The sequence below is a fragment of the Streptomyces sp. NPDC037271 genome, assembly GCF_055603605.1.
This window is the reverse complement of the sequence record NZ_JBVJVN010000010.1, coordinates 40,522-67,051: the sequence shown is the minus strand read 5'-3', so window position 1 is coordinate 67,051 and position 26,530 is coordinate 40,522. Positions and strand designations below refer to the sequence as shown.

Below are 26,530 nucleotides of genomic sequence, written 5' to 3'. Positions count from 1 at the left end.
CGGCGGGCGAGCTGCGGCGCGGTGAGCGCGACGAAGGCGACCGGGCCCGCGGCGGCGGGGGGGGGGGGGGGGGGGGGGGGGGGGGGGACAACCCACCCCCCACCCCCCCCCCCCCCCCCCCCCTCCCCCCCCCCCCCCCCCCCCCCCCCGCCCCCCCCCCCCCCCCCCCCCCCCCCGGCGCCGCGACGAACCGCGCGCGGAGCCTCGATCGGCTACGACGACTCCGATCCCTCGGCCGGCCTCCCAATTTCTGTTCCGCTGATCCACGGGCACCCCTTCAACCGCACCCTGTGAGCACCTCACGCGCGGGCAGCGGGTCGGCCGGGCGCACCCCGGAACCGGGCGCGATCGGCGGTTCCCTGCCCCGTCCGGGGCGCTGTCAAGGTTTCCTTGACAGCGTGCAGGGTGTCAATGTTTCCTTGACGCCATGCACACTTCCCCACGCCCTTCCGTAGCGGCGCTGCCGCTCGCCACCGGCCTGCTCGCCGTGGTGACCGCCCTGATCGCCCTGGCGATGTCCCTCGCAGACGACCTGGAGACGCCGGCCTTCCTCGTCCTGGTGGCCGCGGACCTTCTGATCGTCCTCGTCATGGGAGTACTCCTCGCGGCGTCCCTGGCGAACAGCACCGCCGCCTCCGCCGACGCCACGCGGCTGGAGCGGGACCTGGAGACACTCGCCGTCCTGGAGCCGCTGCGCACCGACGAGCCGGACGGTGAGCGCCGGTGAGCGGGACCGAACTGCTCACCGAGGAGGAGATCCTGCGGATCCGGGAGGGCGTCGCAGCCGCCGTACTCGATGCCCCGGACGGGCTCGTCGAGTCGCTGGAGCACGACCCGGTCGGCTATCTCCGGCTGGTGGCCGCCAGCCGCGTCGGTGCCGAGGAGACGAGCAGGCTGCTCCGCGAGGCGGTCCAGGGCGCGCGAGCCGCGGGGCAGAGCTGGGACACCGTGGGCACCGTGCTCGGGGTGAGCCGGCAGGCCGCGCAGCAGCGGTTCGCCGGCAAGGGGCGGCCCGGTCCGGACGCGTCCGGTGCGGCGGAACGGCGGGTACTGACACCACTGACCGCGTTCGACGAGATGCAGGCGCTCGCCGAGGCGGGCGCGGACGGCTGGCACGTGGTCGACTTCGGCCCGTTCTTCCATGTCGTCGAGAAGTCCGACCATCCCTGGGAACACCGAAGGGTCCCCTTCGCGATCGGCGCCCGGCACCGCCGGCTGGAGGGACAGGGGTGGACGCAGGTCGGCTCCGGGTCCTTCCCCTGGCGGTACTACAAGCGCCCCCTGAAGCGCGGATAGTGTCCGCCGGGCGTGGCCCGGCGTTCACGTGGTGCTCCGGCGCGCGAAGGGCGCATGCAGCGGGCGGTGTGAGCCCTGTACGCGCCCCCGCGGCGGTACGGACAATGCGCAGTGGCCGTGATCACGCGGCGGGAGGCGCGGCGTCGTCCGACCGCCGCCCTCCGGGGAAAGCAGGTCGATCGCCATGCTGTTGCGTCTGCCCACGTCCGTGTCCGAAGCGCAGGAGTGCATGGCCGAGGGAGCGGTGCCCATCGGCGGTGCCACCCTCGTGTGGGCCACCTGGCAGCGGGACGGCTTCCCGGAGCTGGCCATGTCGCTGCGCGACCTGCCCGAGGCGACCGCGGTCGGACCCGAAGAGCTGGGTGCGGCCGTGATGCTGCACCGCGTCGACGACCGCGTACCGGAGGTACTGCGAAGGGCGGCCGGCACGGTGGGCACCGGAGCCGTACGCCGGACGGCCACGGTCGGCGGCAACCTCGTCGGCAGCAGCCTGCGCTGCCTGCTGCCCGCCGCCCTGGTCCTGGACGCCCGCGCCACGGTGCTGGGGCCGGACCGGGCCTACGAGACCGATCTCGCCGAGGTCATGGCGAAGCGTCACCTGCTGCTCGCACTGAGCTGGCGCACCCCGGTGGCCAGCGGCTACCGCAAGCAGCCCGCCGAGGCCGGCGGACCGCCGCCACTGGTCGTCGCCACCGCCGTGCACGCCGACGGTGAGGGCCGGCGCCGACTGCGGGTCGCCGTGCGCGACGGTTACGAGGTGCTCAGCGAGACCGCGCCGTGCGACGCGGGCGTCGACGGGGCGCTCGACACGCTGGAGCGGACGGACGTCGGCGCCCTGCCTCCCGTTGCCCGGGACGTGGTGCGTGAGCAGGTCGCCGACATCCTCGGTCCTCTCACCGGTCGTTGACGGAGCCGGCGCCTGCCGGCCCGCGGCCGGCGTCAGCCGTTGGCCAGTTCCTTGACGCGGTCCAGTGCCCCGTTGAACTTGTCGTGGTCCCCGACGACCGGCCCGGACGAGGTGTACTGCCACATCGTGTGCTGGTCCCAGCCGGCCGGGAGGGGGCCCACGGTCGAGGCGTACCGGGCGATCCACAACGGGTTCGTGGAGCCGAAACCGCTGTAGTCCCCGGTGCACTGCTTCCACCAGCTGGTGGACGTGTAGATCACGGCGTGGCGGCCGGTGCGCGCCTTGTACCGGTCCAGGAAGTCGCGGATCCAGCCGACCATCCCACTCGGGGTTCTGCCGTAGCAGGTCTCCCCGTACGGGTTGTACTCGATGTCGAGCACGCCCGGGAGCGTCCTGCCGTCCTTCGACCAGCCGCCGCCGTGGTCGACGAAGTAGTCGGCCTGGGCCGCGCCGCCGGAACCGTCCGGGATCGCGAAGTGGTACGCGCCGCGGATCATTCCGACGTCGTACGAACCGCCGTACTGCTGCGCGTGGTAGGGGTTCCGGTAGGACGTCCCCTCGGTGGCCTTCACGTAGGCCCACTTCACCCCGCTGTTCCAGAGGGTCGCCCACGCGACGCTGCCCTGATGGCTGGAGACGTCGACGCCTTCCGTCTGGGTGGCCCGGGTGCCGGCGGGGCGCCCCTGGACTCCCTCGTGGGCGAGAACGCCTCCGCCCATGTAGGCGGAGCCGCGGACGGGTGTCCCCGCGTCGTCGGCCGACGCGGGGACCGCGGACACGGTGAGGAGGAGTGAGTGGGCGGCGAGGAGGATGCCTGACGTGAGCAGGCGGCGTGAGTGGCTGGACGCCACGGCTATGGGTCTGCGCATGGCACCCATCCGATCCGCTGTCCCGCCCGACCGCATCTCACAATCGGCCGGACGGTGTTGGGGAACGGGCCCCCGAGGCGCGAAGCCGTGTCACCCACCAGGTGAACGAGTTCACCGGAGCCGCGCCGGACCCGGGCCCGGCGGGTGGCTCCCTACGGCACACGGCGCACACGGCTGCCGGGAACGGCCTGACCGACGGGCCGGGCAGAGGGACGCCCGCAGGCGCCCCTCTGCGTCGCGCCGAGGACGTCAGCGTTCGCGTCCCTCGCGGCGCGCATCGCGGACCCCGCGCACCAGGACGGCCAGGGCCCCCGCGGCCAGGGCGAGGGCGAGCACGCCCAGCAGCGTGCGGTCGGAGACGGCGTCCCCGAGGCGGGACGCGCGCTGCTCCCAGGCGAACTCCGTGTCCACGCCCATCAGCGACGGCAGCGCCGACGTGCCGTCGAAGAGCAGGAACACCACGCCCAGGGCGATGAACATCGCCCCGCCCAGCAGTGACGTGGAGTGCGTCCGCAGCTGGCCCAGCCGTACCGGCCGGCCGCGCAGCCACTGCCGTCGGCCCAGGTCGAACCGGTCCCACAGCGCCGCGAGCAGGAACATCGGCACGGCCATGCCCAACGCGTACACCGCGAGCAGCGCCCCGCCCCGCCAGGGGTCACCGCCAATCGCGGCGACCGTGAGGACGCTGCCGAGGATGGGGCCGGCGCAGAAGCCGGCCAGCCCGTACACCACACCCAGTGCCGTCACGGACAGTGCCGAACCCGACCGGCGCCCGCCCGCGGCCTGCTGCATACGGCGCGAACCGAATCCCAGGCCCAGCAACTGCGCCGCCCCGAGGGTGATGACGAGCCAGCCGCCCGCCGTGACCAGCAGGTCGCGGTGACCGTAGAACAGGCGCCCGGCCAGCGATCCCGCCACGCCCAACGGCACCATGGTCAGGCACAGCCCGGCGTAGAACAGCGCGGTGCGACCCAGCAGCCGGGTGCGGCTGGTGAACGAGTAGGCGAAGAAGGCGGGCAGCAGAAGAGCCGAGCAAGGGCTGAGCAGCGCCAGCAGCCCGCCGAGGAAGGCGACCGCGAAGCCCGGGTCACTCATCGGTGCCACCCCGTGCGCGCGTTCCTTCGGCGGCTTCGGCGGCTTCGACCGCCTCGGCGAACACGTCCGTGGGCTGGGCGCCCAGGATCGGCCGGCCGTTGACGAGGAAGGCGGGGGTGCTGCTGACGCCGAGCGCGTAGCCCTCCTCGACGTCCCGGGTCACGGCCGCGTCGGCCGCGGCGGAGTTCATGTCCGCGCGGAAGCGGTCGAGGTCCTCGATGCCCGCCTCCTCGGCCATGGTGAGCAGTGCCTTCTCGGCGAAGTCGCCCTTGTTGCGCTCGCGCGGATGGGCGTAGGCGGTGTCGTGGAACTGCCAGAACCGGCCCTGTCGTCCCGCCGCCCAGGAGGCGCGGGCCGCCTGCTCCGACTCCGCGCCGAAGAGCGGGAAGTGGCGCCACTCGATCCGCAGTACGCCCCTCTCGACGTAGTCGCGCAGCAGTTCCGGCTTGGTCTCGCGGGCGAACCGGCCGCAGAAGGGGCACTGGAAGTCCGAGTACTCGATCAGTACGACCGGCGCGTCCGGCTTCCCCAGGGCGTAGGGGTCACCGGACTCGCGTCGGGCGAGCGCGAGCAAGGAGGGATCGGCGGGAGCCGCCGCGGACGGAGCGGCGGAGGCCGGCGTGCCGGCGGGACGGCCGGCGGAGTCCCCGCCGCCGGCCAGGGCGACGACGGCGACGACGACGGCGACCACCAGGACGATGCCGGCGAGGACCGGCCGCAGCCGGCGGCGCGATACGGCGCCGCCGCCGGGGGCGGCGCCCGCGCGTGACTTCTCGGGCAGGCGTGATGCAGCGTTCATGGGTCGACTCCACAGCAGGAGGAAGAGGGTGGGACGGAGCGCGGGAGGGGGCTCCGTGGGAAGCGCGGCGGACGGCGCTCAGGTGCGGACGGGCAGCGGACAGGCCTCGGCCGTCGACAGCCTGCGCAGTGCCGCCTCGGCCAGCAGCACCAGCGAGGCGACGGCGACGACCGGCTGGAGCGGAGCCCAGTAGGTCAGCGCGCCGGAACTGCCGAGCAGCAGCAGGACCACCTTGTTGCAGACGGGACAGCCCACGGCCAGGAAGGACAGGAGGCCGCCGAGTGGACCCAGCCTGCTGCCGGGACCGTCGGTCCGCGGCGAGTCCGCCGTCCCCGGAAGGCGGACGAAGGTGGCCAGGACCACGCCCGCCAGCGCGGCGGTGACGGCGAGGACCGGATAGTTCCACCACTGGACGGGGACGGTCCGGCCGAAGAAGGGGGAGGGCACGACCGCGGTGGGGACACCCACGACGGCGGCGGTCAGAGCGGCACCGGCTCCGGCGGCGGCCCACTGGGCGGGCCGCCAGGACGCGAGGGCCGCTCCCGCCCGGCGCGGCGACCGGGAGGAGGAAGGCATGGGGAATGGACTCCGTTCGAAAGGATGCGACGGACGCGGCACGAAGGTCCGGTCTAGATCCTCAGAACGGTGGTCGAGGTACTACTGGCACAGCTCGGCGGCGGCGAGGTCCACGCGGCCGGATGCGGGGGCGTCGACGACAGCGGCGTCCCGCGCTGCGTGCCCGTGTCCACGGACCCGGCGGGCGACGGCTCGGGAACGCGGAGGTCCCCGCGCGTCGAAGAGGGCTCGGACAGGCCCTTCTTCTCGCACGGACGAGGCGCGGTGGACGCCGGTTCGTCCGCTGCCGGTCCGGCCGCGGAGGGGACGTCGGCGGAGGGCACGACGACCGACGACGAGTAGCCGGTCACGGCCGTCCCGTCGCCGGTGGCCGGCGAGCGGCTCGCCCCCGACACGCACAGCACGGCGACGGCCACGGTGACCAACGCCAGTGCGCAGCGCAGCAGCGACACCGCTCGGGCGTGCCTGCCGCGCTGGGACATCGGGGACGGCTCCTACCGCTGGGACTGCCTGGGGACGGACGTATGCGGAAGCCACCCTACATACCCCCCCCCGTCGAGCCGGTCGACGCACCTAAGGGATGGGCACCGCCTGTCCCGTGACCCGGATGCGGGGATCCTGTGGGCTCACGTCGATCAGCAGGTCGCTGGGGCGGCCCATGTCCTCTCCCTGGCGGATCGCGATCGTGCCGGGGCGGGTGACCAGGCCCAGTTCACGGAGGTACCCGCCGAACGCGGCCGCCGCCGCTCCCGTCGCCGGATCCTCCACGACGCCGCCGACGGGGAACGGGTTGCGGGCGTGGTAGCGCTCCGCGGACTCGCGCCAGACCAGGTCCACCGTCGTCCAGCCGTGGCGCCGCATGACCTCGGCGAGCTCCTCGAAGTCGTAGTCGAGGCCGGCCAGTCGGGCCCGGGACGCGGCGGCGAGCACGAGGTGGTCGTTGCCGCCGAACGCCACGTGGGCGGGCAGGGCGGGATCCAGGTCGGCTGCGGTCCAGCCGAGCGCCCCGAGCGTGGCGTCGAGTTCCGCCGCGAGAGCCGGACGGGAACGCGTCGGCACGCTGGTGAGGGTGGCCCGCACCGCTCCGGCGTCATCGGCCGCGGTGGACACGGGGATCTCGCCGGCGGGTGTGTCGAGGACGATTCCGCCGGGCCCCAGCCGCTGGGCGAGAGCGACGGCCAGCGCGACCGTCGCGTGCCCGCAGAACGCCACCTCGGCGAGGGGACTGAAGTAGCGGACCCGGAACCGTCGCGTCGCCTCGTCGCCGCCGGTGACGAAGGCCGTCTCGGAGTAGCCCACTTCGGCGGCGATCGTCCGCATCGCCGTGCTGTCGAGCCGGGAGGCGTCGAGGACCACCCCGGCCGGATTCCCGCCCTCGGGAACGTGGGTGAAGGCGGAGTAGCGCAGGATGCCTGTCTCGGCAGGCTGCTCGGAACGGTCTTCCACGTCGCTCGGTCCCCTCACGCAGGTGGTCATGGCCCCACCCTTTCACCCCCGGCGGTGGACGTCACCGGCCTCGGGCGAGGTCGCGCAACCGCCGCTGCGGCACCGGGGAGAGGATGCCGGGGATCCGCTGCGCGGTGGACATGAGGCTCCTCGGCCGGCACCGGCGGTGCCGCACCAGGCCATGGACGAACATGCCGCCCCCGGCAGACCGAGCGGGCACCGTCTCGGCCGGCGCCCGGGACACCGCCGAGGACGCGGTTGACGCCGCCCTCGGACCGGGCGTCGCTCCGCGCACCCGTTGACCGGCAGCCGGCTCCCGGACCCGGCCTTCGAGGACGGCACCGGTCTCTTCTCGCCGCTGCGGGACGCCAGGCACCTGCTGCCCGAACCCGACGGCCACGAGGGCGCCGACGCCGTGCCGGCCGACCGCCCGTTGCCGCACGGCACCCGGCGCCACACCGTCCGTCCGGTGGGCGCCGGCCCGAAGTGGAGTGCCGCACGCACGATCGCGGTGCGCCCCGACGGCCACGTCGCCCGACCGGCCCCCGGGCGGACGTCAGTCGAACGGAGTGAGGAAGTCCCGTGTCCGCAGCGGCCGGTCGACGATGCGGGTGTCGCCGATCCAGCCGTAGAAGCCCTGTCCGAAACGCCCGTCGAACTGGGTGCCCCCGAGAACGAAGGGTTTGCCGAGGGTGGCGATTCCGGTGGAGGGGGCGGTGGGATTGCGGGCGATCTTCGAGCCGTCCACGTACACGACGGTTCGGCGGCCGTCGTTGACCACGGCGACGTGCATCCAGCGCCCCACCGGCACGGCGTGGCTCCACGACGTGGGATCCGCGTCCTGGCGGTGGGGGTACACGACGAACTGCAGGAACCGCTCCGGGGACAGGTTGAGGCTGCACGTGGGCTCCAGCGGAGACCAGCCGGTGGTCTTGCCCGCGTCCCCGTTGCGCCCCTCCCAGCTGAGGATGCCCATCCAGCTGTGATCGCCCTCGAACGGCTCGGGCAGCCGGACGAAGGTCTCGATGGTGTACCCGCGCAGGAACTTCTCGCTGTTCAGGGGTGCTCGCGGGCCGGTACGGAGGACGGCGCCGCGGTCCGGTCCCTTGCCGCCGTCGAAGCGGAGGCTGGCGTGCGCGGGCTGCCCGGGATGGTGGTCCGGCGACCAGGTGAGCGCCTCGGGCCCGCTGGAGTGCAGACGGCCGACGACGAGGTCGTTGCCGTGGCCGGAGAGGTCGCGCACGACGGAGCCGTCCGCGACCGGGCCGTCGTCCGGGGCGGTCGTCATGCCGGAGGCGTCGAACCTCCAGTAGGCGACCGTGCCGCGCGGCATCACCGCGGCGGCGGGGCGGGGCTTCGGTCCCACGACGGGGGAGAAACCCCGGAAGCGCTCGTCGAAGTCGATGCTCAGGCTGAACCGGTCGGCGGGGCCGGTCAGTTCGACCGTCTCGGCCTCCAGCGGCGTCCGCCGCCCGGGGTCGCGGGCCAGGAACCACGGCGCGAACGTCTCCACGTCGATCACCCCGCGCACGACGTCGAACCCGTAGGTCCGGATCATGCCGGCACCGCCGTAGTAGCGGTCCTGGTAGTTGGTGATGTGGATGTGGACATCGTTGTCGGCGTCGTTGCGCAGGACCGTACGGCCGGGCGGCCAGTAGTGCCCGCCGAGCGCCAGGAAGATCTGGTCGTTGCCGCGGATCAGGCCGTCCCACAGCCGCTGCCCGTTGCCGGAGAGCCGGGCCGATCCCTCGTCGTCCGCGAAGGCGAGGTCGTGCGTGGTGAGCACGGCGGGCAGCGCCGGGTGCGCGTCGAGCACCCCCTGCGCCCATTCCATGCCCTTGTCGCTGATCCTCCAGTCCAGGGCGAGGACCAGCCAGTCGCGGCCCGCGGCACGCACGACGTGGTAGCTGTTGTAGCCGTCGGGCGAGGCACCCTTGAAGGTCGGCATCGAGGCGTAGCGCCGGGGCCCGAACTCCCGCAGGTAGGCGGAGTCGCCGCGCTGGTCGTCCGTCGACGACGCGATGTCGTGGTTGCCCGCCAGCACGCTGTAGGGCACCTTGCCGTGCAGCGTGCGGAAGGTCTGGGCGGCGCGGCGGATCTCGTCCTCGGTGCCGTGCTCGGTGACGTCTCCGAGGTGGGTCATGAAGGCGATGTTGGCCTCGGACCGGTCGGCCACCAGGTAGCGGAAGGTCTCCCGCAGGGGAGCGGGGTCGGTGCTGTCCGCGTCGAACAGGTACTGCGTGTCCGGCAGGACGGCCAGCGTGAAGCGCGGGCTGTCGGTGTCGAAGTGCCGTCCGCCGGACGCCTCCGCGGCCTGCGCGGGTACCGCTGCCACGGTTCCGGTCGCCGCCGCGGCCACCGAGCCGGCCACGGCCGCTCTCAGTACCGTGCGTCTGCCCGGGTTCTCGTGCTGTTCCGTCGTGCTCATCTGCCCTCCAGGAGCGGGAAGTCCACCGTGCGAGGCTCACGGTGCTCACGGGCGTTGACCGTGTGCTGACGGTGAGCTGAACGCCGCATGGTGGGCGGCGGGCCACTGGAGGGGCTGGAGGGGCTGGAGGGTCTGGTGGGGCTGGTGGGGCGCGGACGGGTCAGGCGTCGCCGTCCACGGAGGCGCGCAGCCGTGCGCTGGCCATCCGCATGTGCTCGGCCATCGCGCGGTCCGCGGCCTCCGGGTCGCGCGCGCGGATCGCCTGGAGCACCGCGTCGTGCTCGCACAGCGTGCCGCTGACGGTGCCCTCGATGTCGCTCACGCGCTCCATCCACACCTGGAGCAGCGCCCGGATGCTGTGCAGGATGTCGCTGAGGACGGTGTTGCCCGCGATGCGGGCCGTCTCCAGGTGGAAGGCGATGTCGGCGTCGATGAACGCCCTGACGTCGCCGCCCGCGTCGCGCATGTGCTGGAGATGCTCCTCCAGCAGTGCCACGTCCTTGTCGGTGGCGCGCTGTGCCGCCAGCCGGGCCGAGACACCTTCCATGTACGTGCGCACCTCGACGAGGTCCCGGGTGCGCCGCTGACCCAGCATCAGCCCCCAGTTGATCGCCCGGGGCAGGAACTCGGAGGTGCCCTCGCGCACGTAGGAGCCGGAGCCCGGGCGGATCTCGATGATCCCGAGGACGTCCAGGGCGGACAGTGCGCCGCGCACGCTGGAGCGTGCGACGCCGAGGGCCTCGGCCAGCTGCCGCTCGGCGGGCAGCCGCGTGCCGGGCCGGATGTCACCGGCCGAGAGGTGGTCGAGAAGCCGCTTGGCGACCTCACTCACGGAGGACTCGCGTACCACGGGGCGCAGGAGCTGCGCGAGATCGGGCGCGGCGGCGGAGCTCTGCTGATCAGGCTGACTGGTCACGGTCACCAGTCAACCAGATGCCGTATCCACCCGACTGACCAGGCAGTTCACCCATCCCTTGGGTGCGGTTTGTCAAGAGTTGGGCCGCCGGGAAATCTATGATCGTCACCACACTGGTAAATTGGTGACCAATTTGGCCCCGAGGCATAGCGTGAAGGCGAACCGGCCGGCCGCCCCGTGGCGGACCGTCCGGCACGACCCACCCCGGACGGAGCTGTCCGGGCGAGCCGAGGAGTCGCCCATGGGTGCCCAAGCGCCATCCGCGGCAGTCGAGAGAACTGCCATCAAGAAGGTCTCAGTCCGCCTCGTGCCGTTCGTGGCGCTGATGTTCTTCGTGAACTATCTGGACCGGACGGCCGTCTCGTTCGCCGAACCGAACGGCATGGGGCAGGACCTCGCCCTGACCGCCGCCCAGTTCGGCTTCGCGTCCGGGATCTTCTTCCTCGGCTACATCGTGCTCGAGGTCCCCAGCAACATGGCCCTGCACCGCTTCGGGGCCCGCCGCTGGCTGGCCCGGATCATGGTGACCTGGGGCGTCGTCTCCCTGCTGTTCACGTGGGTCAGCAGCAGCGGCCAGCTCTACACCCTGCGCTTCCTGCTCGGCGTCGCGGAGGCCGGCTTCTTCCCCGGCGCGATCCTGTTCCTCAGCCAGTGGGTGCCCTCTCGCCACCGCACCAAGATCCTCGGCCTGTTCTACCTCGCCCAGCCGCTGACCACCGTGTTCGGCGCCCCGCTGGCCGGCTGGCTGATCGGCCGCCACGGCCTGTTCGGTCTCGAGGGCTGGCGCGTGATGTTCCTGTTCGTGTCGCTGCCCGCGATCATCCTCGGCGTCGTCGCCTGGTTCTACCTGATCGACAAGCCCGCCGACGCCAAGTGGCTCACCCCGGCCGAGCGCGACTGGCTGACCGGCGAGCTCGCCGCGGAGAACGCCCAGAAGACCGGGCACGAGAGCAAGCACGCGAAGGGAGACCTGAAGAAGGCCTTCACCAGCGGCCGGGTCTGGACCCTCGCCGCGGTCTACTTCGGCTTCGTCTACGGCCTGTACGCCCTCGCCTTCTTCCTGCCGACGATCATCAACGGCTTCCAGGAGCAGTACGACACCACGTTCAGCGTGATGGACAAGGCCTGGATCACGGCCATCCCGTACCTGCCCGCGGCCGTCGTCCTCTACTTCTGGAGCCGGCACGCCACCCGCCACGGCACCCGCACCTGGCACGTGGCCGGCCCGGCCGTCGTCGGCGGCGTCTCCATCCCCCTCGCCCTCTACATGGGCTCGCCGACCGCCACGGTCGCCGTGATCACCGTGACCGCCTGCGCCATCTTCGCCGCGCTGCCCGTGTTCTGGTCCGTGCCCTCCCGGTTCCTGACCGGAGCCGCCGCCGCGGCGGGCATCGCCCTGATCAACACGGCCGGGAACGTCGCCGGATTCGCCTCCAGCTACATCACCGGCTGGCTCAAGGACTGGACGGGCGGCTACCACGTACCGCTCTACCTCGTCGGCTTCTTCATGCTGCTGTCCGCCGCCCTGATGATCTGGCTCGCCGCCCGCAACCGCACCGACGAACCGGCCGCCGCCCCCGAGCACCAGGCCGTGGAGGCCCTCCGATGACCCGCCTGTTCAACGACCCCGCCGCCTTCGCCGACGAGGCGCTGGAGGGCTTCACCGCCGCCCACCGCCGCTGGGTCCGCTCCGTCACCGGCGGAGTCGTCCGGGCCACGGCCACGCCGCCCGGTCAGGTGGCCGTGGTGATCGGCGGCGGCTCGGGCCACTACCCCGCCTTCTCGGGCCTCGTCGGCCGGGGCCTGGCGCACGGGGCCGCGGTCGGCAACGTCTTCGCCTCGCCCTCCGCCCAGCAGATACGCTCCGTGGCCAGGGCCGCCCACGGCGGCGCCGGGGTGCTGCTGATGTACGGCAACTACGCCGGTGACGTCCTGCACTTCGGGCAGGCCGCCGAGCGGCTCGCCGCCGACGGCATCGACGCCCGGACGTTCGCCGTCGCCGACGACATCTCCAGTGCCGCCCCCGACGAGTCCGCCAAGCGGCGCGGCATCGCCGGTGACCTCCCCGTCTTCAAGGCGGCGGCCGCCGCGGCCGAGCAGGGACTGCCCCTGGACGAGGTGCTGCGCGTCGCCGAACGGGCAGGCGCCCGCACCCGCTCCTTCGGCATCGCCTTCTCCGGCTGCACCCTGCCCGGCGCCGACCAGCCCCTGTTCACCGTCCCCGAGGCCCGCATGGCCGTCGGCCTCGGCATCCACGGTGAACCCGGCATCGGTGAGGAGCCCCTGCCCACCGCCGACGAGGCGGCACGGCTCCTGGTCGACACCCTGCTGAAGGAGCTCCCCGAGGACGTCGAGGGCCCCGCCGGACAGCGCGCCGCCGTCATCCTCAACGGACTCGGCTCGGTCAAGTACGAGGAACTGTTCGTCGTCTACCGCAAGGTCGCGTCCCTCCTCGGCGAGGCCGGCGTGGAGATCGTCGACCCCGAGGTCGGTGAACTGGTCACCAGCTTCGACATGGCCGGCGTCTCCCTCACCCTGACCTGGCTGGACGACCGCCTGGAGGAGCTGTGGCGGGCGCCGGCCGACACCCCGGCCTTCCGCAAGGGCACTCTCGACGCGCCCGAACAGGGCGGCCGGGACCCTCTGGCGGAGGACACCCCGGACACCGCCGTACCCCCCGCCTCCGGGACCTCCCGGCAGGCCGCCGGCACCGTCCTGGCCGCGCTGGACGCGGTGGCCGCCACCGTCGACACGCACGCCGACGAACTCGGCCGCATCGACGCCGTCGCCGGCGACGGCGACCACGGCATCGGCATGCGGCGCGGCTCCACCGCCGCCCGCCGGGCCGCCGCCGACGTCCACGCTCGCGGCGCGGGGGCAGGCACCGTCCTGACACAGGCCGCCGACGCCTGGGCCGACAAGGCGGGCGGCACCTCCGGCGCCCTGTGGGGCACCGTCCTGCGCTCCCTCGCCACCGCCCTCGGCGACCAGGACACCCCGGACGCCGCCAGGGTCGCCGCCGGGGTCACGGAGGCCTCCGCCGCCGTACGCCGGCTGGGCGGGGCCGAGGTCGGCGACAAGACGATGGTCGACGTCCTCGTCCCGTTCGCCGACACACTCGCCGACGGCGTGGCCCACGGCCTGGGCCTCACGGATGCCTGGGACCGCGCCGCCACCGTCGCCACGGAGGCGGCCGCCGCGACCGCCGGCCTGCTGCCCCGCAAGGGCCGGGCCCGCCCGCACGCCGAGAAGTCCCTCGGCACCCCCGACGCGGGCGCGCACTCCCTCGCCCTGATCACCCGCGCCGTCCACGGCGCACTCCTCGAGCACCCCCGCGAAGACCACCCCCGCGAAGACCACCCCCGCGAAGACCACCCCCGCGAAGACCACCCCCACGAAGAACATCCCCGCGAAGACCACCCCCACGACCACCTCTGAGGAAAGCCGACATGACCGACAAGCTCCGCATCGTCGTCGGGTCCGACGACGCCGGCCACCAGTACAAGGAAGTCCTCAAGCAGGACCTGCGCGGCAGCGCCCTGGTCGCCGAGGTCACCGACGTCGGCGTCGACGCCGACGGCCACACCGCCTACCCGACGGTCGCCATCGCCGCCGCCGAGATGGTCGCCCGCGGGGAGGCCGACCGGGCCCTGCTGGTGTGCGGCACCGGACTCGGCGTCGCCATCGCCGCCAACAAGGTCAAGGGCATCCGGGCCGTCACCGCCCACGACTCGTTCTCCGTCGAGCGGGCGATCCTCTCCAACAACGCGCAGGTCCTCACCTTCGGCCAGCGCGTCGTAGGCCTGGAACTCGCCCGCCGCCTGGCCGCCGAGTGGCTCACCTACCGCTTCGACGAGAGCTCGGCGTCGGCGGCCAAGGTCCAGCTGATGTGTGACTACGAGACCGCCGCGGGCGACGGGGCAGCCGCCTGATGTCCGCCTCCGCACCGTCACCCGTCCTGCTGGGGGTGAGCCTGAAGATGTACTTCGGCCACCACCAGACGCTCAACTGGTCCCGCCGGATCGCCACCCTGGCCGAACGGCACCCCGCCGTCACGTCCGGCGCCGCCCGCCTCTTCGTCCTCCCGGCCTTCCCCACGCTCGTCCCCGCCACCGGCATCCTCGCCCCGTACGGCGTCGCCATCGGCGCCCAGGACATCGCCGCCGAGGACAGCGGCCCCTACACCGGCGAGGTCGGTGGCCCCCTCCTGAAGGAGATCGGCTGCCGCTACGCCGAGGTCGGCCACGCCGAGCGCCGCCGCCTGTACGGCGAGGGCGACACCGTCGTCGCCGCCAAGACCGCCGCCGCCCTGCGCAACGGCCTCACCCCCGTCCTGTGCGTCGGCGAACGCGACGAGGCCGACCCGGCCGACGCCGCGGCCCGCACGGTCGCCGAGGCGGAACGCCTGCTGCACGGCCTGGACGGCGCGGTCGTCCTCGCCTACGAACCCCAGTGGGCCATCGGCGCCCCCGAGCCCGCCTCCGCCGACCACATCGCGACCGTGTGCACCGCCCTGCGCGGCTGGCTCGCCACCCGCCCGCGACACGCCGGCTCCACCGTCATCTACGGCGGCAGCGCGGGCCCCGGCCTGCTGACCCGCCTGGCCGGCACCGCCGAGGGCCTCTTCCTCGGCCGCTTCGCCCACGACCCGGCCAACGTCGAGGCCATCCTCGACGAGATCCGCTCACCGGCCCCGGCGGCGGTGGCGTGATGGCGTACGGCATCAGCACCTACGCCTACTTCTGGCGTATCTCCGATCGCGCTCACCGGCCGATGAGCCTGACCGCGATGCTCCGCGACACGGCGGAGCTCGGCGGCGAGGTCTTCCAGATCTGCGACTACGCCCCCGTCGAGTCCTACGACGCCGCGCGGCTCGCCGACGTCCGCGCCACCGCCGACGACCTCGGCCTCACCCTGGAACTCGGCACCCGCGGCATCCGCCCCGAACACCTGCTGAAGTACCTCGACATGGCGGGCGAACTGGGCGTCACCCTGGTCCGCTCCATGCTCAACACGGCCGACCACCGGCCCGGCACCACCGAGGCGGTCGCCCTGCTGGAGGAAGCGGTGCCCCGCTACGCCGCCGCGGGCGTCACCCTCGGCCTGGAGACCTACGAGCAGGTCGCCACCGACGACCTCGTGGCCGTCGTACGCGCCGTCGACAGCCCGCACCTCGGCATCGTCCTCGACCCCGGCAACAGCGTCGCCCGCCTCGAGCGGCCCGTGGACGTCGTCGCCACCACCGCGCCGCACGTGGTCAACATCCACGTCAAGGACTTCGCGTTCACCCGCCGCGACGGCTGGGTCGGCTTCACCTACGCGGGCTGCCCGCTCGGCGAGGGCCTCCTCGACCACGAGGGCATGATCGCCGCCGTCCGCGCGGCCCGGCCGGGAGACCGCGGCATCAACCAGATCGTGGAGCACTGGCTCCCGTGGCAGGACGAGGGCTACGACGCCACCGCCCGGCTCGAACACCAGTGGACGCAGCACAGCATCAACACCCTCCTGAGGAGCGAGTAATGGCCACCGAGATCCAGCACCGGGCCGACGCGAAGACCGTCGCCGTCATCGGGGCCGCCGGCAAGATGGGCCAGCGCGTCTCCAACAACCTGGTGAAGAGCGACTTCCGGGTCCTCTTCAGCGAGGCGTCCCCCAAGGGCCAGGAGCTGATCCGCGGCCTGGGCCGCGAACTGACCGAGTCGAAGGACGCCGCCGCCGAGGCCGACGTCGTCATCCTCGCCGTGCCCGACGTCGTCCTCGGCAAGGTCTCCGAGGAGCTCGTGCCGCTGATGAAGCCCGGCACGGTCGTCCTCACCCTCGACCCGGCCGCCGCGTACGCCGGCCTGCTCCTCACCCGCGAGGACATCCACTACGCCTGCGCCCACCCCTGCCACCCCTCCGTCTTCCTCGAGCGCACCACCAAGGAGGAGTGGCAGGACACCTTCGGCGGCATCGCCGCCCCGCAGGAGGTCGTCGCCGCCTACGAGGGCGGGGACGAAGCCAAGCAGGAGCTCGCCGACGCGGTCATCCGCGTGATGTACGCCCCCGTGGTCGACGTCCACTGGGTCACCGTCAAGCAGCTCGCCGTGCTGGAGCCCACCCTCGTCGAGACCATCGCCTGCATGGTCGGCGCCCTGCTGACCGAGGCCCTGCACGAGACGGTCCACACCGTCGGCGTCCCGGAGAAGGCCGCCCGCGCGATGCTGCTGGGCCACACCCAGGTCGCCCTGGCCAACACCCTGAAGGGCTCCAACCCGTTCTCGGACGCCTGCCTGATCGCCATGGACTACGGCCGCGAGTCCATCGTGCGCGACGACTGGAAGAAGGTCTTCGACGACGCGGAGCTGGACAAGGTCATCACGCGCATGCTGAAGATCAAGGAGATCAAGCGCTGACGTGCCGGAGGCCGTGACGCCGGAGGCCTCCACGGCCTCCGGCGTCGTCCCGCCCACGCCCGCGTGCCGAACGCGGCGGTGACACCCGGCAGTCCGGACGCGTCCCGCGGCCACCCGGAGCCGTACCGCGACCCGGGCGACACCGACACGAAGGCCTTCACCGGGCCGGGCATCCGCTGCCTCGGCTTCAAGGGCCTGCGGTTGCGGGTGATGCCCCGGCCGAGGCAGGGCGGCTGAGAAGGGGCGGTGGTCAGTCGGCGACGTCGACGCCGTAGCCCCGTGCGAGGGCGCCGAGACCGTGGTCGTAGCCCTGGCCGACGGCCCGCAGCCGCCAGCTCTGCCCGCGCCGGTAGATCTCCGCGAGCAGCATGGTGCGCTCGGTGGTGGCCGCGTCCAGCGTGGCCTGCGCGAGGGCCGCCGCGCTGCTGCCCGGACCGGAGACGATGTGCAGGGCGCCGACGTCGCCGAACGCGGGGGAGCCGTCGATGGCGGCGGCGATGACGACCTTGCGGGCCGAGGGCGGCAGGGTGGCGAGGTCCACGCTGACGGTCTGCTCGGTCGGACCGTCGCTCAGCAGCCGCACCGTCCCGCCCGGGTTCTCCGGGGCGCCGTAGAAGACGAAGTCCTCGTCGAAGGAGACCTGCTCGTCCTCGTCCAGCACGAACGCGACCACGTCGATCTCGCACGCCGTCTGCTGCGCCCACGACGCGGTGACCGTCCAGCGGTGCGCCTCTCCCCGCCCGCTCTGGAGCGGCAGATCGACGACGCCGCCGCGCGGCAGCACATGCGCGGCCGTACGCCGGTCGTCCGCCCGCGGCGCCGCCGTCACGACCGGTGCGACCAGCCACGCGGCGTCGTGCGTGGGCAGCAGCAGCGCGGCGATGCGGGGCAGTCTGCGGTCGGTGTGGCCGCCGTCGAGGACGACCACGTCGGTCACGCCGGCGGACAGGTTGATGGCCGCGGCCCCGCCGAGTTCGACGACGCGCGTACGGGCGGCCACCGCGTCGGGGTGGGTGCCGCCGAGCACCAGGACCCGCCGTCCGGTCAGCGGGCCGCGCGGTTTGCCGGGGCGCCTGCCGGGCTTCGGGCCGGCGGCCGGCGGGGCCGGTTCCGTCCGCACGGCCGGGGCGGGGAGGGCGGCGGGCTCGGGGGTCTCCGGGGTGACCGCCTCGACCGCCTCGACCGCCTCGGCCGCTTCGGGCGTGCGCGGCGCCGGGACGGCCGGCAGCGCGGGAGAGCCGGACGAGGGGACGGCCTCGGTCTCCGGCGGCGCTCCCTCGTGCGGGACACCGGGCCGGACATCGCCGAGCAGCCGCAGGAAGGCCGCCTCGTCGATGACCGGCACCCCTTCGGTGAGCGCCCGCCGGGCCTTGGCGGATCCGGCCGACAGGTCGTTGGCGACCAGAGCACTGGTGTGCCGGCTGACGGAGGTCATCATGTTCAGCCCCGCGGCGGAGCCCCGCAGCAGCAGATCCGTCCGTGCGGTCACGGTCTCCCCGGTGACGGCGATCTTCATGCCCTGCACCAGCGGGCCGCCCGTGGTGAGCCGTCCCGGGTTGCGGAAGGCGCACGGCGTCTTGGGCGGCTTCGGCGCGAACTGCGCGTCCTGCCGGGGCGGGCAGGCCACCAGCGGCAACGACAGGTCCAGTTGCGCCGCCTCCCGCAGCGTGGCGCGCAGCACGCCGGCCAGCACCCGCGTGTCGTCCAGCGCGTCGTGCGCCTTCACCTGGGGGACGCCGTAGTGCGCGGCGAGCGTGCCGAGTCTCAGGTCGTCGGTCGGCGGGTCCACGCGGCGGTTCAGGGCCAGCGTGCACAACCGCCTGGCGACGGGCAGCCGCAGCCCGGCCCGCGCGAACTCGTGGGCGAGGAAGTCGTAGTCGAACTGGGCGTTGTGGGCGACCAGTACCCGCCCCTCCAGCAGCGCGCCGATCCGTTCGGCCACCTCCTCGAAGGCCGGCGCACCCCGCAGCCGCTCGGCCGTCAGACCGTGCACATGAACGGGCCCCGGGTCGCAGCCGGGATCCAGCAGGGTCGAGAACTCCCCGGTCTGCTCGCCGTCCGGGCCCAGCGTCACCACGGCCACGGACAGCACCCGGTCACGGCGCGGTACGAGACCGGAGGTCTCCACGTCGACCAACGCCCATTCGAAGGCGTAGTCGCGCAGGTCGGACGGATCGGCGGCGGCAGACGTGAGAGACATGAAGGAAGGATGGATGTGTGTCCACGGTTCCTTCAACTCGAACGCCGATTGATCCCGGTTTACGGCGGCCGCGACCGCGCCCCACGGCGGCCGGGCGCCCCCTGGCACACTGCTGGCGTGTCACCCGCCCGCCCTCAGGAGGACTTCGTCATGACCGAGCAGCCGCTGGACCGTGTCGCCCGGTACGAGCGACGGTTCAACAGGCTCTTCGCGGAGTACTTCGACACGCTGGAGGCGACGTTGGACGCGCCGGAGTTCAGCCGCTTCACCCCGGACTGCCTGGCGCTGCTGCGTGACCTGTCCCTGCGCGGCGGCAAGCGGATGCGGGTCGTGCTGCTCCACGAGGCCGCGCGCCTGGTGAGTGACGCGCCGGTCGAAGGGCTGGACGCCGCCGCGCTGAGCATCGAACTGCTGCAGACCCACGGCCTGGTGCACGACGACCTCATCGACGACAGTGCCACCCGCCGGGGCGGGCCCACCACCTACTACGCCTACCGGGAGAGATTCCCCCGGCATCCGCGGGCGGCCCTGGGGCTCACCGTGCTCGCGGGCGACCTCGCGCTCGCCCTCTCGCTTCGCGTGCTCCTGGAAGCCGAGCTGCCGGTCGAGGTGCGTCAGGCCATGGTCGAGGTGCAGACACGGGCCGCGACCGACACGTTCGTGGGCCAGATCGCCGACCTGGAGCGCGACTTCGCCGCCGAGGCGCCGGACGACGAAGTCCTGCACGACGTCGCCGACCACAAGTCGGCCCGCTACTCGGTCCTCGCCCCCCTGTACCTCGGTCTCCTGGCCGCGGGCGAACAACCGACCCCCTACGAGAAGGAGTTGCGCCGCTACGCGCGACTGGTCGGCATCTGCGGGCAGATGCGCGACGACTACCTGGACCTGTTCGGCGACGCGGCCACGATGGGCAAGCCGACGGGCACCGACATCCGCGAGGGCAGGCACAGCTACACCGTCGCCCGCCTGCTGTCCGCCGTGAGCGGCGCCGAGCGTGCCGTCGTGGAAGAGGCACTGGGGAGCGCGTCCTGCACGCCGGAGACCGTCGCCGCGCTCCGCGAGATCGGCGAGCGCCGCGGTGTGGCCGACCGGATGCGCGCGGAGATGCGGGGGTACGCCGACGAGGCCCGCACGGTGGCCGAGGGGTGGCGTCCGCGGTGGCGCGAGGAGGCGGTCGTCTTCTTCGAGCGTCTGCCGCGGTGGAGCGTCGAGCGGGCCGGTTGACCAGCTCACACGCCGGCCGGCGCGGACCGGCCGGTATCCGCGTATCGGGAACCGGCCCGGCACGGACGCCGACCGGCGAGGGGTCGTGTCGCGTCGGCCGGGGCACCCGCCCGCCCGGCTCGGACCTGCCGTCGATCGACTGACAGGATGGAGCCGGGTCTCGGGAACGGAAGCAGGAAAGGGAGAGTGGGGGAACATGGCCGTGCTGGTCCTGTCCGGTGTGCTCGTGCTCGTCGTCGGAGCGTGTGTCTGCGTCGTGTGGGCGGCGCGGGGCGGTCCGCCCTGGGTACGCGCGGTGTCCGCCGTGACCCTGGCGGCGAGCGACCTGGTGCGCGGTTCGAAGAGCTCCGGCGGTCGTTCGGGCGGGCGGGACGACTCGGGCGACTGACCGGACCGCCTGACACCTGTTCCCCACGTCGCTCAATGGGGTATTCGGGATCTTCCGCCCCGGATGCCCGGTCATGCTCTGACTGGATGCGCCGCTGACCAGGCGCATCGGTGACGACCCGATCCCTGGGGGAGAAGCATGCCGAACTCGACGCAACGGGGCAGCGGCCTGGACGGCCAGGCCGTACTGCTGGTCGCCGGACTCGCCGACCTGGCGGTGAGCACGATCGGCTCCGCGGTGGGCGGACTGCGCGGTCTCCTGCGTCGCTCGGACACCGCCGGTCTGGTGCGGGAAGCGGAACAGGATCTCCAGGCCCGGGGCAGGCTGGCCCTGGACCGGTGTACGAACGTGCCACCCGCCCACCTGGAGGTACTCGCCCAGCACGCGCGGGCACGGCGGGCAGCCGGCCACGGCGATGTCTGACCGGTGGGACCCGGCCGCCTTCAGAACCCGCGTCGACGCTGTCCTGCGGGACTTCCTGGACGAGGAGGCCGGCCACCTCGTGGCCGTCGACGACGCCCTCGCGCCCGTGGCCGGGCAACTGCGGCGTGCGGCCGGTCACGGGAAGCGGCTGCGGGCGGCCTTCTGCTACTGGGGATGGCGGGCGGCCGGACAGCCCGACAGCGACGCCCTGGTACGGGCGGCGGCCGCCATGGAGCTGGTGCACGCCGCGGCGATCGTCCACGACGACCTCATCGACGACAGCGCCCTGCGCCACGGCCTGCCCACCGTTCACGTAGCCTTGGAAGCCGTACTGACGGCGGCTTCGGAAGCGATCCGGGAGACGCGCCCGGAATCGGGCCGGGACCCGTGGTCGGACCCGTGGTCGGACCAGGACCCGGACCTGGACCCGGCGCCGGAGCCGGCCCGGGAGGGCCGCCGCCGAGTCCGCGCGGCGGCCCGCTCCCTGGCCATGCTGGTGGGTGATCACCTGATGGCCCTCGCAGGGCAGATGTTCACCACCAGCGGCCTCCCCGCCGCCTACCTCGCCCGCGCCCGGGGCCTGTGGGCCGCGCTCGCCCGCGAACTCATCGCCGGCGAGTGCCTGGAGATCCTGCACACCGGCGGACCACCGGACACCGGAACCTCGCTGAAGGTGGTCCGGTACAAGACCGCCAAGTACACCGTCGAGCACCCCCTGCTCATCGGCGGCCTGCTGGCCGGCGCCACTCCCGCCCTGCGGGACACCTACTCCGCCTACGGCCTGCCGCTCGGCGAGGCGTTCCAGCTCCGCGACGACCTGCTCGGCCTGTTCGGCGACCCGGAACGCACCGGTAAGGCGGCCCTGGACGACCTGCGCGCCCACCGGCCCACCGCACTGCTGGCCGAGACCTGGCAGGCCGCCGACGAGTCCCAGCGGGAGCGGCTGCGCGGCGTGCTGGGCCGCGGCGACCTGGACGTGACCCATCTGCGCGAGGTGCGCGACCTCATGCTCGAGCTGAAGGCGCCGCAACGGGTCGAGGGGATGATCCTCGCCCGCGTGGAACGGGCCTCCCGCGCCCTGGACACCGCCGACACGCCCCCACAGGCGCGCCGGGTGCTGCGCGAACTCGCACAGCAGGCCACCGACCGCATCCACTGACGAGGAGACCGCGATGACCTACACCGAGACGTCGATGGACGCCCTGCGCGACGGCGGAGACGAGCTGGCCGACGCCGTCGTCGCCACCCTTTTCGAGCGCGGAGAGGTCGGCACGTTCAACTCCCTGATGCGCTACGTCTCCACCACCGGGCAGGAACTCCCGGACGGCCTTCCCGGGGTGGCCCGGGAGTACCTGCGGGTCACCGGCGCCCCTCCGGACTGGGTGGACTGGGCCGAGATGGAGAAGGCCCGCCTGTTCTTCATCGACAACAACGTGCACATCTCCACCGCGCTGTCGTTCGCGTCCATGCCCGCCTGCTACGTCGTCCCGCACGTGGCCAAGCTGCTGTCGGCCACCCACGGGCTGAGTTATCCCTCCAAACGGATGGCGGAAACCGGCCAGTTCACCGTCTACCTCATGCGGCCGGACGCGTTCGAGGCCGGCGGACGCTTCATCCCGGCCGCCCAGAAGGTGCGCCTGCTGCACGCGGCCGTCCGCCACCACCTGAAGCGGGAGAACCGCTGGGACACCGACACCCTCGGCGTGCCGATCTGCCAGGAGGACTTGATCGGCGGGCAGATGTTCTTCTCCCTGCTCGTCCTCGACAGCCTGCACCGTCTCGGCATCCACATGTCCGCCGAAGGGGCGGACGCCTACTTCTACGCCTGGCGCGTGGTCGGCGCCATGCTCGGCGTCGACCAGGCGGCCGTGCCCCGCACGCTCGACACGGGGCGGCAGTTCCTCGACCTGTACATGCTGCGGCACATGGGCCCGTCCGACGAGGGCGCCCATCTGACGAGGCAGCTGATCGACCTGTACGAGGAAGTCGTCCCGGGCACCGTCTTCGACCCGGTCGTGTCCGCCCTGATCCGCTACCTCGTCGGCGACACGTGCGCCGACTGGCTGGACGTGCCCCGCACCAGCTGGGACACCGTCGTGAAGACCGCCCCGCACCTCCTCGGCATCCTGGAGTCGATCGAGGACCGCTCGCCGCTGGGCGCCTGGGCGCTCGACCGGCTCGGACACCTCACCACAGCGCTCGAACTGTCCTCCCTGACCCGGGGACGCGTCATGCACTACGCCATCCCCGAACAGCTGAAGAAGGAGTACGGCGTCTCCGGCGCCGCTTCCCGCACCCGTCGCTGGACCCCGCCGCCCGCGACCGTCTCCTGAGTCGCCGCAGGTGCCGACCGGCCGTCACGACCGGTCGGCACGCCCGATTGTCAGTGGGTCCTTCTACGGTTCAGTCAGTGGAACCCGCGGAAACGCCGCAGGGGCCCGACCCGGGGAGAGGTCTGCCATGTCGAAGACGTATCTGGAGCTGTCGCAGGACGGTGGGGGCGCGCACAAGTTCTACGAAGTCACCGTTCAGGGACAGGTCGTGTCCGTGCGTTACGGCCGGATCGGCGCCGACGGGCAGACCCAGACGTCGACCTTCCCCACCGCCCAGAAGGCTCAGGCGGCGGCCGCGAAGAAGATAGGCGAGAAGGTGCGCAAGGGGTACGCCCCGGCCGTGCAGGGACAGCGCGCGCCCCGCGCGGTCACCCGCCGGCAGGTGACCTCGGCGCCGTCCACGGCCCGCGCGGTCGCCCCCGTGCTGTGGCGGTTCCGCACGGGCTCCTCCGCGTTCGGCATCCACATCGACGAAGAGCGCTGCTGGGTGGGGAACCAGGCGGGGGACGTGTACACCCTCGCGCACGGCGGCGAGGTCCTCGCCCGCTACCAGCTGCCGGACGGCGTCAAGTGCCTGGTGGCCGACGACTTCTGGATCTACGCCGGCTGCGACGACGGCCGGGTGTACGACCTGTCGTCCAAGCTCCCCTTCGCGGCCTACGACATCGCGGCCGACGTGGACATCTTCTGGCTCGACATCCACGAGGGCGTGCTGAACGTCGCGGACCGCGCCGGGCGGCTCACCGTGATCGACCACGAGGACGAGCACCAGTGGGCGCGCGGCGGGCGCGGGGAGCACGCCTGGATGGTGCGCGCCGACGACCGGGCCGTCTACCACGGACACACGCGCGGCGTGACCGCCCATTCCCCGGACGGCGGAGCCGAGTTGTGGCACACGCCCACGCAGGGCGCCGTGCTCTTCGGCTGGCAGGAGGACGACGCGGTGTACGCGGGGACGGCGCGCCACACGGTCCAGCGGCTGTCGAAGGCCACCGGCGCCATCGAGGCGACGTACCACTGCGACAGCGCGGTGTACTCGTGCGCCACCTCGCCCGGCGGCCGGTTCGTCTTCGCCGGGGACTCCGCCTCCTCGGTGTACTGCTTCGACCGGGACGGCACGCGGCTGTGGAAGCTGGGTACGGGCGGCGGCTCCGCCCTGTCGATGCAGTACCGCGACGAGCGGCTCTTCCTGGTCACCACGGACGGCTCACTGGTGTGCGTGGACGCGAGCGAGGCGGCGGTCACGGCCGCCCAGCAGGGCTCGGTGCCCGTCGCCCGTGACGTCAAGCTCGCCGCCGCCCTGCCGACGTACGCGCCCGCCACCACGGCCGGTTCGGTGGCGACCGTCGCCGCGGCGCCCGCGGGTTCGGTGGTCGTGGAGTGCGTCAACGAGAACGGCCGCACCCGGATCCACGTGGTGTCGGAAGGGTACGACCGGTCGTGGAACGTCCAGTTCCCGAGGGCGATACGGGAACCGGGCGCGCGTTACGTGGTCGACGCGCTGCACGTCGCGTCGGGCGGTTTCTACCGGGTGCGCGGCGACATCAGGCGTCTGCTGTGACGGGGAAGCGGGTCAGGCGATGGAAGCCGCGATGACGGCGGAGACGGCCAGGTTGCAGGACGCCGTCACCCACACCGCCGGGTGGGGCTCCGGCTCGACCAGCGTCGCGCCCAGCCGGCCCGGGGTGATCAGGTCGACCACCAGGAAGGCCACGGCCATCATCACGAGGCCCAGCAGCCCGAACGCCGCGGTCGACACCAGCCCCTTGCCGAAGTCCTCGTACGTCGTCCAGATGGAGGTGAAGACGATGCCGCCGATACCGAGCAGCGCGGAGCTGAGCACCATGGCCGCGTTGCGGTTGCGCTGTTCCCAGATCTGCCGGCCGAGCTTTCCGGGCGTCAGCACGTCGACCAGGACGATGCCGAGGACCAGGAGGACCAGGCCCAGGCCGCCGTAGGCGGTGGCACGGCCGAGTCCGTTGACGATGTCGCTCATGGGGTTGCCGGCTCCGTAGCGTGAGAGATCGTGAGTGATCGTGGTCAAGGCGCTGCAAAATGTAGCGCACCCGTTCGGCCCTCCGACTCCCGCGGTCCGACAATCCGGCGATTCGGCCGGACGTGCCGTCAGGAGGCCGCCGCGAGCGCACGGTTGCGGCGCACCGAGGACCAGAAGGAGGAACCGATCAGGACCACGCCGATGAGGCCGGTGACGATCTCGTTGATCTCGTACTGGATGGTCACCAGGAGGATGGCGGCCAGGGCGCCGATGGCGTAGTGCGCGCCGTGCTCCAGGTAGACGTAGTCGTCGAGGGTGCCCTGGCGGACCAGGTAGACGGTCAGGGACCGCACGTACATGGCGCCGATGCCGAGGCCGAGGGCCATCAGCACGATGTCGTTGGTGATGGCGAAGGCGCCGATGACGCCGTCGAAGGAGAACGAGGCGTCCAGGACCTCCAGGTAGAGGAACATGAAGAACGCGGCCCTGCCGGTGAGAGCGACGGCCGAGCGGGACTTGCCCGCGCGTTCGGCCTCTTCCACGGCCGCGTGCTCGCGCTCCTCCTCCCGTTCGAGTTTCTCCTCGAAGAAGCCGGAGAGACCGCCGACGACCAGGTAGGTGATCAGGCCGGCGACACCGGACAGCAGGACCGTCTCCGCCTTGTCGACATGGGTGCCGCCGTGCTGGTGGGCGTGGGCGCCGACGGTGATCGCGGAGACCAGCAGCACGATCAGGGCGATGCAGGCCGACAGCATGTCGATCCTGCCGAGCTTGGCCAGCGGCCGCTCCACCCATCCCAGCCACTTGACGTCCCGGTCCTCGAAGACGAAGTCGAGGAAGATCATCAGGAGGAACATGCCACCGAAGGCGGCGATCGACGGATGCGCGTCCGTCACCAGCTCCTGGTAGCGCTGCTTGTCGGTGAGCGCCAGGTCGACCGCCGCCCACGGGCTCAGCCGGGCGCTGATCGCCACGATCACGACCGGGAACACGAGCCGCATGCCGAAGACGGCGATCAGGATGCCGACGGTGAGGAAGATCTTCTGCCAGAAGGCACTCATCTTCTTCAGGATCCCGGCGTTGATCACCGCGTTGTCGAAGGACAGGGAGACCTCCAGCACGGCGAGAATGGCTACGAGACCGAAGGCGGTCCACCCCTCGTACAGGACTCCCGCGGCCAGCCCCAGGGCGGTGACGGCGAAGGCCCAACGGAACGTCTTCAACAGCACGGGCTGATCA

27 protein-coding genes are annotated in these 26,530 nt (G+C 72.7%); 16 read left to right on the top strand and 11 right to left on the bottom strand.

Features of this window, described 5'->3' with window-relative positions; translation table 11 throughout:
• Positions 1-427 precede the first annotated feature (427 nt).
• The 3 genes from ACZ7G3_RS18920 (at position 428) to ACZ7G3_RS18910 (ending at position 2,203) form a co-directional block, all read left to right on the top strand.
• On the top strand, positions 428-727 hold the full coding sequence (locus tag ACZ7G3_RS18920) for a hypothetical protein (RefSeq protein WP_426597620.1): 300 nt from the start codon (positions 428-430) through the stop codon (positions 725-727).
• Positions 724-1,296, top strand: coding sequence for a hypothetical protein (locus ACZ7G3_RS18915; RefSeq protein ID WP_426597619.1), 573 nt, complete (start codon positions 724-726; stop codon positions 1,294-1,296). The genes ACZ7G3_RS18920 and ACZ7G3_RS18915 overlap by 4 nt, the downstream gene beginning before the upstream one ends.
• Before the next feature lie 184 nt (positions 1,297-1,480).
• Complete coding sequence (locus tag ACZ7G3_RS18910; protein ID WP_470926901.1) at positions 1,481-2,203, top strand: FAD binding domain-containing protein; 723 nt, start codon at positions 1,481-1,483, stop codon at positions 2,201-2,203.
• Positions 2,204-2,235: 32 nt separating this feature from the next.
• Here the strand turns inward: ACZ7G3_RS18910 and ACZ7G3_RS18905 are convergent, their stop codons facing one another.
• The 8 genes from ACZ7G3_RS18905 to ACZ7G3_RS18870 all read right to left on the bottom strand — a co-directional run bounded on the left by ACZ7G3_RS18905 (position 2,236) and on the right by ACZ7G3_RS18870 (position 10,338).
• Complete coding sequence (locus ACZ7G3_RS18905; RefSeq protein WP_426597617.1) at positions 2,236-3,072, bottom strand: lysozyme; 837 nt, start codon at positions 3,070-3,072, stop codon at positions 2,236-2,238.
• 249 nt (positions 3,073-3,321) lie between these two features.
• Positions 3,322-4,167, bottom strand: a complete 846-nt coding sequence (locus ACZ7G3_RS18900) for a cytochrome c biogenesis CcdA family protein (RefSeq protein WP_470926899.1) — start codon at positions 4,165-4,167, stop codon at positions 3,322-3,324.
• Positions 4,160-4,966, bottom strand: a complete 807-nt coding sequence (locus ACZ7G3_RS18895) for a DsbA family protein (protein ID WP_470926897.1) — start codon at positions 4,964-4,966, stop codon at positions 4,160-4,162. Before ACZ7G3_RS18895 ends, ACZ7G3_RS18900 begins: the two co-directional genes overlap by 8 nt.
• A gap of 78 nt (positions 4,967-5,044) precedes the next feature.
• Entirely contained in the window at positions 5,045-5,542 is a 498-nt protein-coding gene (locus ACZ7G3_RS18890; RefSeq protein ID WP_470926895.1) for a hypothetical protein, read from the bottom strand.
• Positions 5,543-5,595: 53 nt separating this feature from the next.
• Positions 5,596-6,024, bottom strand: a complete 429-nt coding sequence (locus ACZ7G3_RS18885; protein WP_470926893.1) for a hypothetical protein — start codon at positions 6,022-6,024, stop codon at positions 5,596-5,598.
• A gap of 91 nt (positions 6,025-6,115) precedes the next feature.
• Complete coding sequence (locus ACZ7G3_RS18880) at positions 6,116-7,018, bottom strand: PhzF family phenazine biosynthesis isomerase (protein ID WP_470926891.1); 903 nt, start codon at positions 7,016-7,018, stop codon at positions 6,116-6,118.
• A gap of 526 nt (positions 7,019-7,544) precedes the next feature.
• Positions 7,545-9,416, bottom strand: coding sequence for a LamG-like jellyroll fold domain-containing protein (locus ACZ7G3_RS18875; RefSeq protein WP_470926889.1), 1,872 nt, complete (start codon positions 9,414-9,416; stop codon positions 7,545-7,547).
• Positions 9,417-9,576: 160 nt separating this feature from the next.
• On the bottom strand, positions 9,577-10,338 hold the full coding sequence (locus tag ACZ7G3_RS18870) for a FadR/GntR family transcriptional regulator (protein WP_426597610.1): 762 nt from the start codon (positions 10,336-10,338) through the stop codon (positions 9,577-9,579).
• A 235-nt stretch (positions 10,339-10,573) separates the two neighbouring features.
• Here ACZ7G3_RS18870 and ACZ7G3_RS18865 point away from each other — a divergent pair, with 235 nt between their 5' ends.
• The 7 genes from ACZ7G3_RS18865 (at position 10,574) to ACZ7G3_RS18835 (ending at position 16,964) form a co-directional block, all read left to right on the top strand.
• Positions 10,574-11,941, top strand: coding sequence for an MFS transporter (locus ACZ7G3_RS18865; RefSeq protein ID WP_426597609.1), 1,368 nt, complete (start codon positions 10,574-10,576; stop codon positions 11,939-11,941).
• Positions 11,938-13,770 (top strand): dihydroxyacetone kinase family protein, encoded by a 1,833-nt coding sequence (locus tag ACZ7G3_RS18860; protein WP_470926887.1) that lies wholly within the window; start codon positions 11,938-11,940, stop codon positions 13,768-13,770. Before ACZ7G3_RS18865 ends, ACZ7G3_RS18860 begins: the two co-directional genes overlap by 4 nt.
• Before the next feature lie 11 nt (positions 13,771-13,781).
• Positions 13,782-14,264: a ribose-5-phosphate isomerase gene (locus ACZ7G3_RS18855; RefSeq protein ID WP_470926885.1), complete on the top strand. Its 483-nt coding sequence runs from the start codon at positions 13,782-13,784 to the stop codon at positions 14,262-14,264.
• Positions 14,264-15,043 carry a triose-phosphate isomerase gene (locus ACZ7G3_RS18850; protein WP_470926884.1) on the top strand — a complete coding sequence of 260 codons (780 nt, stop codon included), beginning with the start codon at positions 14,264-14,266 and terminating at the stop codon, positions 15,041-15,043. The genes ACZ7G3_RS18855 and ACZ7G3_RS18850 overlap by 1 nt, the downstream gene beginning before the upstream one ends.
• Positions 15,043-15,852 carry a sugar phosphate isomerase/epimerase family protein gene (locus ACZ7G3_RS18845; protein ID WP_470926882.1) on the top strand — a complete coding sequence of 270 codons (810 nt, stop codon included), beginning with the start codon at positions 15,043-15,045 and terminating at the stop codon, positions 15,850-15,852. Before ACZ7G3_RS18850 ends, ACZ7G3_RS18845 begins: the two co-directional genes overlap by 1 nt.
• A complete protein-coding gene (locus ACZ7G3_RS18840) occupies positions 15,852-16,727 on the top strand; it encodes a phosphogluconate dehydrogenase C-terminal domain-containing protein (RefSeq protein WP_426597604.1) in 876 nt (291 codons plus the stop codon). Before ACZ7G3_RS18845 ends, ACZ7G3_RS18840 begins: the two co-directional genes overlap by 1 nt.
• 78 nt (positions 16,728-16,805) lie before the next feature.
• Positions 16,806-16,964 carry a hypothetical protein gene (locus tag ACZ7G3_RS18835; protein WP_470926880.1) on the top strand — a complete coding sequence of 53 codons (159 nt, stop codon included), beginning with the start codon at positions 16,806-16,808 and terminating at the stop codon, positions 16,962-16,964.
• Between the two features lie 13 nt (positions 16,965-16,977).
• Here the strand turns inward: ACZ7G3_RS18835 and ACZ7G3_RS18830 are convergent, their stop codons facing one another.
• The gene (locus ACZ7G3_RS18830; protein ID WP_470926878.1) at positions 16,978-18,927 is read right to left on the bottom strand and encodes a TerD family protein; all 1,950 of its coding nucleotides are present in this window, start codon (positions 18,925-18,927) and stop codon (positions 16,978-16,980) included.
• A gap of 150 nt (positions 18,928-19,077) precedes the next feature.
• Between ACZ7G3_RS18830 and ACZ7G3_RS18825 the strand changes: the two genes are divergently transcribed.
• The 6 genes from ACZ7G3_RS18825 to ACZ7G3_RS18800 all read left to right on the top strand — a co-directional run bounded on the left by ACZ7G3_RS18825 (position 19,078) and on the right by ACZ7G3_RS18800 (position 24,856).
• Positions 19,078-20,151 (top strand): polyprenyl synthetase family protein, encoded by a 1,074-nt coding sequence (locus ACZ7G3_RS18825; RefSeq protein WP_470926876.1) that lies wholly within the window; start codon positions 19,078-19,080, stop codon positions 20,149-20,151.
• Positions 20,152-20,347: 196 nt separating this feature from the next.
• Positions 20,348-20,539 (top strand): hypothetical protein, encoded by a 192-nt coding sequence (locus ACZ7G3_RS18820; protein WP_426597600.1) that lies wholly within the window; start codon positions 20,348-20,350, stop codon positions 20,537-20,539.
• A 138-nt stretch (positions 20,540-20,677) separates the two neighbouring features.
• The gene (locus ACZ7G3_RS18815; RefSeq protein ID WP_470926874.1) at positions 20,678-20,962 is read left to right on the top strand and encodes a polyprenyl synthetase; all 285 of its coding nucleotides are present in this window, start codon (positions 20,678-20,680) and stop codon (positions 20,960-20,962) included.
• The gene (locus tag ACZ7G3_RS18810) at positions 20,955-22,121 is read left to right on the top strand and encodes a polyprenyl synthetase family protein (protein WP_470926872.1); all 1,167 of its coding nucleotides are present in this window, start codon (positions 20,955-20,957) and stop codon (positions 22,119-22,121) included. The genes ACZ7G3_RS18815 and ACZ7G3_RS18810 overlap by 8 nt, the downstream gene beginning before the upstream one ends.
• A 13-nt stretch (positions 22,122-22,134) precedes the next feature.
• Positions 22,135-23,295, top strand: coding sequence for an oxygenase MpaB family protein (locus ACZ7G3_RS18805; protein ID WP_426597597.1), 1,161 nt, complete (start codon positions 22,135-22,137; stop codon positions 23,293-23,295).
• 127 nt (positions 23,296-23,422) lie between these two features.
• Entirely contained in the window at positions 23,423-24,856 is a 1,434-nt protein-coding gene (locus tag ACZ7G3_RS18800; protein WP_426597596.1) for a WGR domain-containing protein, read from the top strand.
• 12 nt (positions 24,857-24,868) lie between these two features.
• Here the strand turns inward: ACZ7G3_RS18800 and ACZ7G3_RS18795 are convergent, their stop codons facing one another.
• Together ACZ7G3_RS18795 and ACZ7G3_RS18790 are read right to left on the bottom strand one after the other, a co-directional pair.
• Positions 24,869-25,291, bottom strand: a complete 423-nt coding sequence (locus ACZ7G3_RS18795; protein ID WP_426597595.1) for a DUF350 domain-containing protein — start codon at positions 25,289-25,291, stop codon at positions 24,869-24,871.
• Positions 25,292-25,419: 128 nt separating this feature from the next.
• Entirely contained in the window at positions 25,420-26,520 is a 1,101-nt protein-coding gene (locus ACZ7G3_RS18790; protein ID WP_470927130.1) for a DUF475 domain-containing protein, read from the bottom strand.
• Between the last annotated feature and the right edge of the window lie 10 nt (positions 26,521-26,530).

Coding starts and splice junctions, on each gene's coding strand:
- ACZ7G3_RS18920 (WP_426597620.1), top strand. CDS start 428: ATGCACACTTCCCCACGCCCTTCCGTAGCGGCGCTGCCGCTCGCCACC.
- ACZ7G3_RS18910 (WP_470926901.1), top strand. CDS start 1,481: ATGCTGTTGCGTCTGCCCACGTCCGTGTCCGAAGCGCAGGAGTGCATG.
- ACZ7G3_RS18905 (WP_426597617.1), bottom strand. CDS start 3,072: ATGCGCAGACCCATAGCCGTGGCGTCCAGCCACTCACGCCGCCTGCTC.
- ACZ7G3_RS18900 (WP_470926899.1), bottom strand. CDS start 4,167: ATGAGTGACCCGGGCTTCGCGGTCGCCTTCCTCGGCGGGCTGCTGGCG.
- ACZ7G3_RS18895 (WP_470926897.1), bottom strand. CDS start 4,966: ATGAACGCTGCATCACGCCTGCCCGAGAAGTCACGCGCGGGCGCCGCC.
- ACZ7G3_RS18890 (WP_470926895.1), bottom strand. CDS start 5,542: ATGCCTTCCTCCTCCCGGTCGCCGCGCCGGGCGGGAGCGGCCCTCGCG.
- ACZ7G3_RS18885 (WP_470926893.1), bottom strand. CDS start 6,024: ATGTCCCAGCGCGGCAGGCACGCCCGAGCGGTGTCGCTGCTGCGCTGC.
- ACZ7G3_RS18880 (WP_470926891.1), bottom strand. CDS start 7,018: ATGACCACCTGCGTGAGGGGACCGAGCGACGTGGAAGACCGTTCCGAG.
- ACZ7G3_RS18875 (WP_470926889.1), bottom strand. CDS start 9,416: ATGAGCACGACGGAACAGCACGAGAACCCGGGCAGACGCACGGTACTG.
- ACZ7G3_RS18865 (WP_426597609.1), top strand. CDS start 10,574: ATGGGTGCCCAAGCGCCATCCGCGGCAGTCGAGAGAACTGCCATCAAG.
- ACZ7G3_RS18860 (WP_470926887.1), top strand. CDS start 11,938: ATGACCCGCCTGTTCAACGACCCCGCCGCCTTCGCCGACGAGGCGCTG.
- ACZ7G3_RS18855 (WP_470926885.1), top strand. CDS start 13,782: ATGACCGACAAGCTCCGCATCGTCGTCGGGTCCGACGACGCCGGCCAC.
- ACZ7G3_RS18850 (WP_470926884.1), top strand. CDS start 14,264: ATGTCCGCCTCCGCACCGTCACCCGTCCTGCTGGGGGTGAGCCTGAAG.
- ACZ7G3_RS18845 (WP_470926882.1), top strand. CDS start 15,043: ATGGCGTACGGCATCAGCACCTACGCCTACTTCTGGCGTATCTCCGAT.
- ACZ7G3_RS18840 (WP_426597604.1), top strand. CDS start 15,852: ATGGCCACCGAGATCCAGCACCGGGCCGACGCGAAGACCGTCGCCGTC.
- ACZ7G3_RS18830 (WP_470926878.1), bottom strand. CDS start 18,927: ATGTCTCTCACGTCTGCCGCCGCCGATCCGTCCGACCTGCGCGACTAC.
- ACZ7G3_RS18825 (WP_470926876.1), top strand. CDS start 19,078: ATGACCGAGCAGCCGCTGGACCGTGTCGCCCGGTACGAGCGACGGTTC.
- ACZ7G3_RS18820 (WP_426597600.1), top strand. CDS start 20,348: ATGGCCGTGCTGGTCCTGTCCGGTGTGCTCGTGCTCGTCGTCGGAGCG.
- ACZ7G3_RS18815 (WP_470926874.1), top strand. CDS start 20,678: ATGCCGAACTCGACGCAACGGGGCAGCGGCCTGGACGGCCAGGCCGTA.
- ACZ7G3_RS18810 (WP_470926872.1), top strand. CDS start 20,955: ATGTCTGACCGGTGGGACCCGGCCGCCTTCAGAACCCGCGTCGACGCT.
- ACZ7G3_RS18805 (WP_426597597.1), top strand. CDS start 22,135: ATGACCTACACCGAGACGTCGATGGACGCCCTGCGCGACGGCGGAGAC.
- ACZ7G3_RS18800 (WP_426597596.1), top strand. CDS start 23,423: ATGTCGAAGACGTATCTGGAGCTGTCGCAGGACGGTGGGGGCGCGCAC.
- ACZ7G3_RS18795 (WP_426597595.1), bottom strand. CDS start 25,291: ATGAGCGACATCGTCAACGGACTCGGCCGTGCCACCGCCTACGGCGGC.